General features: G+C 39.1%; 6 protein-coding genes and 1 tRNA gene. 4 read left to right on the plus strand and 3 right to left on the minus strand.

The annotated features are described in order from the left end of the window. The 3 genes from groL to BHE89_RS06820 all read right to left on the minus strand — a co-directional run. Positions 1 to 1092, minus strand: a 1092-nt coding sequence (gene groL / locus BHE89_RS06810; protein WP_128860367.1) for a chaperonin GroEL, incomplete at its 3' end; no start/stop codon positions are given. Between the two features lie 52 nt (positions 1093 to 1144). Beyond that, positions 1145 to 1438, minus strand: a complete 294-nt coding sequence (locus BHE89_RS06815; RefSeq protein ID WP_036914050.1) for a co-chaperone GroES — start codon at positions 1436 to 1438, stop codon at positions 1145 to 1147. Positions 1439 to 1607: 169 nt separating this feature from the next. Further along, positions 1608 to 2114: an FxsA family protein gene (locus BHE89_RS06820; RefSeq protein ID WP_069369768.1), complete on the minus strand. Its 507-nt coding sequence runs from the start codon at positions 2112 to 2114 to the stop codon at positions 1608 to 1610. A 376-nt stretch (positions 2115 to 2490) separates the two neighbouring features. Here BHE89_RS06820 and aspA point away from each other — a divergent pair, with 376 nt between their 5' ends. The 4 genes from aspA (at position 2491) to BHE89_RS06840 (ending at position 6528) form a co-directional block, all read left to right on the plus strand. After that, positions 2491 to 3915, plus strand: a complete 1425-nt coding sequence (gene aspA, locus BHE89_RS06825) for an aspartate ammonia-lyase (protein WP_069369769.1) — start codon at positions 2491 to 2493, stop codon at positions 3913 to 3915. 160 nt (positions 3916 to 4075) lie between these two features. After that, entirely contained in the window at positions 4076 to 5401 is a 1326-nt protein-coding gene (locus BHE89_RS06830) for an anaerobic C4-dicarboxylate transporter (RefSeq protein WP_069369770.1), read from the plus strand. Positions 5402 to 5583: 182 nt separating this feature from the next. Then, positions 5584 to 6156: a division control transcriptional repressor DicD gene (dicD, locus tag BHE89_RS06835; RefSeq protein WP_069369771.1), complete on the plus strand. Its 573-nt coding sequence runs from the start codon at positions 5584 to 5586 to the stop codon at positions 6154 to 6156. Positions 6157 to 6452: 296 nt separating this feature from the next. After that, a tRNA-Phe gene (locus tag BHE89_RS06840) sits at positions 6453 to 6528 on the plus strand. Positions 6529 to 6555 lie beyond the last annotated feature (27 nt).

Here is a 6555-nt window from a genome sequence, read left to right on the forward strand (position 1 = left end):
TTTTTCACGGTCATAATCTGAAGTTGCATCTTCGATTTGTTGACGAATTTGAGATACACGACCACTGATTGCGTCTTGATCACCTAAACCATCAATAATCGTTGTTGTATCTTTGTTGATAACAACGCGTTTTGCTTGACCTAAGTCTTCTAATGTCGCTTTTTCTAACTCCATGCCGATTTCTTCAGAAATCACAGCACCGTTAGTTAATGTTGCGATATCTTGCAGCATTGCTTTACGACGATCACCAAAGCCAGGTGCTTTAACAGCAGCCACTTTAACGATACCACGCATGTTGTTCACAACTAATGTTGCCAGTGCTTCACCTTCAACATCTTCTGCAATGATAAGCAGAGGTTTGTTAGCTTTAGCAACACCTTCTAAGACAGGCAGTAATTCACGGATGTTAGAAACTTTTTTGTCAACTAACAGAATGAATGGGTTTTCTAATTCTGCTGTGCCCGTTTCAGGTTTGTTGATGAAGTAAGGAGACAGATAACCGCGGTCAAACTGCATACCTTCAACAACATCTAGCTCATCTTCTAAGCCAGTACCTTCTTCAACGGTGATAACACCTTCTTTACCTACTTTATCCATCGCTTGTGCGATCAGTGTACCGACGGTTTCATCAGAGTTAGCAGAAATTGTACCAACTTGAGCAATCGCCTTAGTATCTGAACATGGAACAGACAGTTTTTTCAGTTCTTCAACTGCGGCAACAACCGCTTTATCGATACCGCGTTTCAGATCCATTGGGTTCATGCCAGCGGCGACTGCTTTTAAGCCTTCGGCAATGATTGATTGTGCTAATACTGTTGCAGTTGTAGTACCATCACCCGCCGCATCATTGGCTTTAGAAGCAACTTCTTTCACCATCTGTGCACCCATGTTCTCGAATTTATCTTCGAGTTCAATTTCGCGTGCAACAGACACACCATCTTTAGTAATAACCGGTGCGCCAAAAGATTTATCTAAAACAACGTTACGACCTTTAGGACCTAAAGTTACTTTAACTGCATCTGCAAGAACATTAACACCACGTAACATTTTATTACGAGCATCTACACCGAATTTGACGTCTTTAGCTGCCATCGTATATTTCCTTTGAATTCGTTCAGTTTAAGAAGATCTTAAAAGAGAAAAATTATTCTTCTACAATTGCTAAAATGTCACTTTCAGACATGATAAGCACGTCTTCGTTATCAATTTTTTCTGTTTTAACGCCATAACCATCGTTAAAAATTACGATATCGCCAACTTTAACATCCAGCGGTTTAACATCGCCGTTTTCCATAATACGGCCTTGACCTACGGCTAAAATTTCGCCACGCGTTGATTTACCCGCCGCTGTGCCAGTCAGTACGATACCGCCTGCTGATTTAGCTTCGACTTCTTTACGTTTAACAATAACACGGTCATGTAATGGACGAATCTTCATTAATAGTGCTCCTATAAAAAAGTCCATATCAGGATTAAGGTTGATACCAGTGCCCAAGATGAACCAGTACCATGTCGATACAGGTGGGGGCATCCAGTAAAACTTCAAGGGGAGAAGTGTGATTTTTTTTCAAATTTTCCCCATTTCAGTTGATTATGCTTTCGGATAATTATTTTTTGTCAGAAAAATGGTCGTTATCCTGATCTTCAGCCTTATTATTCAGCTGGTTACTTGGTGAATCTTCTTTACGCTGAAACTCGCCTTCAAATGTTGTTCCACTTTGACGAGAAGAAAATCCACTTTGGCCATGACCCGCTGAATAAACTTGAATTCGGGAGATCAGCTTCGTCACTAATAATGCTTGCAATGGTGGTAATAACAACAGCAAGCCTAAGAAATCCGTAAAAAAGCCGGGGATCAACAGTAAAATACCCGCCAGTATTAACGAAACGCTTTTCACCATTTCTGCCGCAGGCACTTCACCCACAGCAAGTTTTTGTTGCATTGAAGCAATATTTTTTATGCCCTGATTTTTGACCAGTGAGACACCAACACAAGATGTCAGTACCACAAGAAACAGTGTTGTAAGAACGCCAATAGAAGAGGCTACATTGACGAAAATAACCGCTTCTATATAAATAAGAAGACAGATAACAATTAATGGGAGCCAACGCACTTGGTTCTCCTTTTTTATAAAAAAAGATTCATATTATTAATAGAAAGGAGTGTGAACTACATCTAAGGTGATGATTTACAAACTCGCTTTTTTCTTAGTTTATCTACATAATAATGGGGAGCCTAATACTCCTTTTCAAGGGGCGTTAAAAACAGCAGTAGAACTGTAAAATCCATGAGATAGATCACAAAAAGAAAATATTTAAACGTTATTTACTTATAAAGTGATCCAGCTTAAAGGTATTTGTTCACAACCCGAATATGATCATGTCAGTACCAAGCAAAACGGTAAGTTATATTACATTATTAACCGTTAACGATATATTTTATTAACAAGCGCATAACTAGACAGTTAAAATTTTAATAAGAAGGTTCTCATGTCAAATAAAACTCGTATCGAAGAAGACCTGTTAGGTAAAAGAGAAGTTCCTGCTGATGCTTACTACGGCGTCCACACTTTACGTGCTATTGAAAACTTCTACATCAGTGATCGTACCATCAATGATGTTCCAGAATTCATCCGCGGTATGGTAATGGTGAAAAAAGCAGCGGCATTAGCAAACAAAGAACTTCACACTATTCCTCGCGAAATCGCTGATACGATTATCAAAGCCTGTGACGTTGTATTACAAACAGGTAAACACATGGATCAATTCCCAGTTGATGTATTCCAAGGCGGTGCAGGTACTTCATTAAATATGAATACCAATGAAGTTATCGCAAACATCGGTCTGGAACTAATGGGTCACCAAAAAGGTGAATACCAATACCTAAACCCAAATGACCACGTCAATAAGAGCCAATCAACAAACGACGCTTATCCTTGTGGTTTCCGTGTAGCGGTTTATAACTCTATTATCAAATTAACTGAATCTATCGAGCTGCTGAAAGCAGGTTTTGATAGAAAAGCGGTTGAGTTCAAAGACATCCTGAAAATGGGTCGTACTCAATTACAAGACGCTGTACCAATGACTTTAGGTCAAGAATTCCACGCTTTCTCTGTACTGATGAAAGAAGAAATCAAAAACCTGAAACGCACTGCTGAATTACTGTTAGAAATGAATTTAGGTGCAACGGCTATCGGTACTGGTCTGAATACAGCTCCAGGTTACCAAAAACTGTCTGTTGAAAAACTGGCAGAAGTAACGGGCTTAGCATGTGTTCCAGCAGAAGACTTAATTGAAGCAACTTCTGACTGCGGTGCTTATGTGATGGTACACGGCGCATTAAAACGCTTAGCTGTAAAAATGTCTAAAATCTGTAATGACTTACGTTTACTGTCCTCTGGTCCTCGTGCTGGTCTGAAAGAAATCAATCTTCCAGAACTACAAGCGGGTTCTTCAATCATGCCAGCTAAAGTAAACCCAGTTATTCCAGAAGTTGTTAACCAAGCTTGCTTTAAAGTTATCGGTAATGACACTTGTGTAACTATGGCTGCTGAAGCAGGTCAATTACAATTAAACGTAATGGAACCAGCAATCGGTCAAGCAATGTTCGAATCAATCTCTCTATTAAGCAACGCTTGCCGTAACTTAGTAGAAAAATGTGTTGATGGTATCACTGCAAATAAAGAAATCTGTGAACACTTTGTATTTAACTCAATCGGTATCGTTACTTATCTGAACCCGTTCATTGGTCACCATAACGGCGACATCGTTGGTAAGATTTGTGCAGAAACTGGTAAGAGCGTACGTGAAGTTGTTCTAGAACGCGGTTTATTAACCGAAGAACAACTGGATGATATCTTCTCTGTTGAGAACTTAAAAAACCCGGCTTACAAAGCAAAACGCTTCGATGATTAATAATTGTGTTTTATAACATGACACTGTTAAACATAAGAATGAGCTCTTAAAAATACAAGGCACGGACTCTTTAAGAGACGTGCCTTTTTACTTGATTGTAAAAACAAAAAATTTAACTTATCTTTCTCATTTTTTTTAATTATCTCAAGGAGTAAACGCTATGTTAGCCGTAGAATTGATTATCGTTCTGCTGGCCATTTTCCTCGGTGCGAGACTTGGGGGAATTGGTATCGGGTTTGCCGGTGGTTTAGGGGTTTTAGTTTTAGCTGCTATCGGTGTTAAACCTGGTTCAATTCCTTTTGATGTTATCTCCATCATTATGGCTGTTATTGCCGCAATCTCTGCGATGCAGGTTGCTGGTGGTTTAGATTATTTAGTTGATCAAACAGAAAAACTATTAAGACGTAATCCTAAATACATCACAATACTTGCGCCTATTGTGACTTATTTATTAACTCTCTTTGCTGGTACAGGTAATATTTCTTTAGCGACATTACCCGTTATTGCTGAGGTTGCAAAAGAGCAAGGCATCAAACCTTGTCGCCCATTATCAACAGGTGTCGTTGCTGCACAAATTGGTATTACAGCATCACCTATTTCTGCTGCGGTTGTTTATATGGCATCAGTCATGGAAAACCCTGCAATGGTCGGTGAAGGTAATACAGTAAGTTATATCACTCTGTTATCTATTTTATTACCAGCGACTTTCCTTGCTATTATTCTGATGTCATTCATCATCTCTTGGGTATTTAACTCAAAACTGTCTGATGATGCTGTCTATCGTGAGCGTTTAGAACAAGGTTTAGTTGAATTACGCAATAGCAAACAGCGTAGAGAAACATTACCAGGTGCTAAGTCATCTGTAATGCTGTTCTTACTGGGTGTTATCTGTGTGGTTACTTATGCAATCATCAACAGCCCAAGCTTAGGCATTGTGAAAGAACCGTTAATGAACACCACTAACGCTATTCTTATCATCATGCTGAGTGTTGCAACTCTGATCACTATTTTCTGTAAAGTTAAAACTGACAACATCCTTAACTCAAGTACCTTTAAAGCAGGTATGAGTGCTTGTATCTGTATTCTGGGTGTTGCATGGTTAGGTGATACTTTCGTTTCAAGCAACATTGATTGGATCAAACTGACTGCGGGTGATTTAATCACTGGTCATCCTTGGTTATTAGCGGTTATTTTCTTCTTCTGTTCTGCACTGTTATATTCACAAGCAGCAACAGCAAAAGCGTTAATGCCAATGGCTTTAGCTTTAGGTGTATCTCCATTAACAGCTATCGCGTCTTTCTCTGCGGTTTCTGGTCTGTTCATTCTGCCAACTTACCCAACACTGGTTGCAGCCGTTCAAATGGATGACACTGGGACAACACGTATCGGCAAATTAGTTTTCAACCACCCATTCTTTATTCCTGGTACTATTGGTGTGGTATTAGCTGTCGGATTTGGTTTCCTCTTCGGCGGTATGATTTTGTAGTCTGAAGTAAAAAATTAAAACATTGCAAAAAAAAAGCGCTTAACGCTTAAAAAATAAAATAAGAAAATACCCTGTCGCAAGATGGGGTATTTTCATTTTAGCCTCTCGCTCCTCGCTTTCATTTTTAGCTAAAGTCTGCTAATTATGATGTACTCGCGACAACGTGATTTAAGGAGATTTCCGTGCAACGTGAAGCGTTATTAGACCACGTACTTATCCAGTTAGAACAATACGGCTTAGCGGCAACTTTATCCGAGCTTCTTCAAGGTTCGGGTATCAACGAATCTGATCTTCACCCTTTCTGGCCAGATAGAGACGCCTTGATTTTTGATTGTTTGCGCCACCATGGACAGCAAATTGATATTTGGCAACGCCAAGTCATGTTAAATGAAGATCTGACTATCGAGCAAAAATTACTCGCCCGTTATGATCAACTCGCGATACGTTTAGAAAAGAACCGTTTTCCTGGTTGTCTATTCGTTGCGGCTTGTAGCGCCTATCCTGATGAGCACGCTCAAATTCACCAATTAAGCCAACGCCAAAAGCAAAGTTCATTTGACTACTCTAGAACACTACTACGCGAACTTGATATCGAAGATAGTGAGTTAGTTGCCAAACAGATGGAACTCATCTTAGAAGGCTGTTTAAGCCGTTTAATGGTGAATCACCATGCTGATGATATTATTACAGCAAAATTATTGGCGGAGGATATTCTTAAAATTGCTCAATGCCGTAAAAATGGCGCATTAAGTTAGTTTTAGGTAATAGGAAACGAGAAAAATGCTCTCTTTTTTGCTTGAACTCGATTTCTATCTGCTGAGTCGTAAAAAACAAATTTAATCATCAAAAAAAGAGAAAGTTTTCTCTTTGATATACAAAAAAAGTGAATATCTTTACTGATTGTTATTTAAGCATTTTTTACTAAAAAACAGCTTATGATGAAAATTTAAACTTAAATAGAATAAAAAGAAGGCAAACGAATTTATTTTTGCATTTTTTATTAAAAAGACGTTGACGCATCCCGCTGAATACGGTTTAATGCGCCTCGTTAGCCCGAATAGCTCAGTCGGTAGAGCAGGGGATTGAAAATCCCCGTGTCCTTGGTTCGATTCCGAGTTCGGGCACCATCTTTAGAAAAACCAGCCTTAGGGCTG

This window comes from Shigella sp. FC1967, assembly GCF_001743005.1.
Classification (GTDB): domain Bacteria; phylum Pseudomonadota; class Gammaproteobacteria; order Enterobacterales; family Enterobacteriaceae; genus Proteus.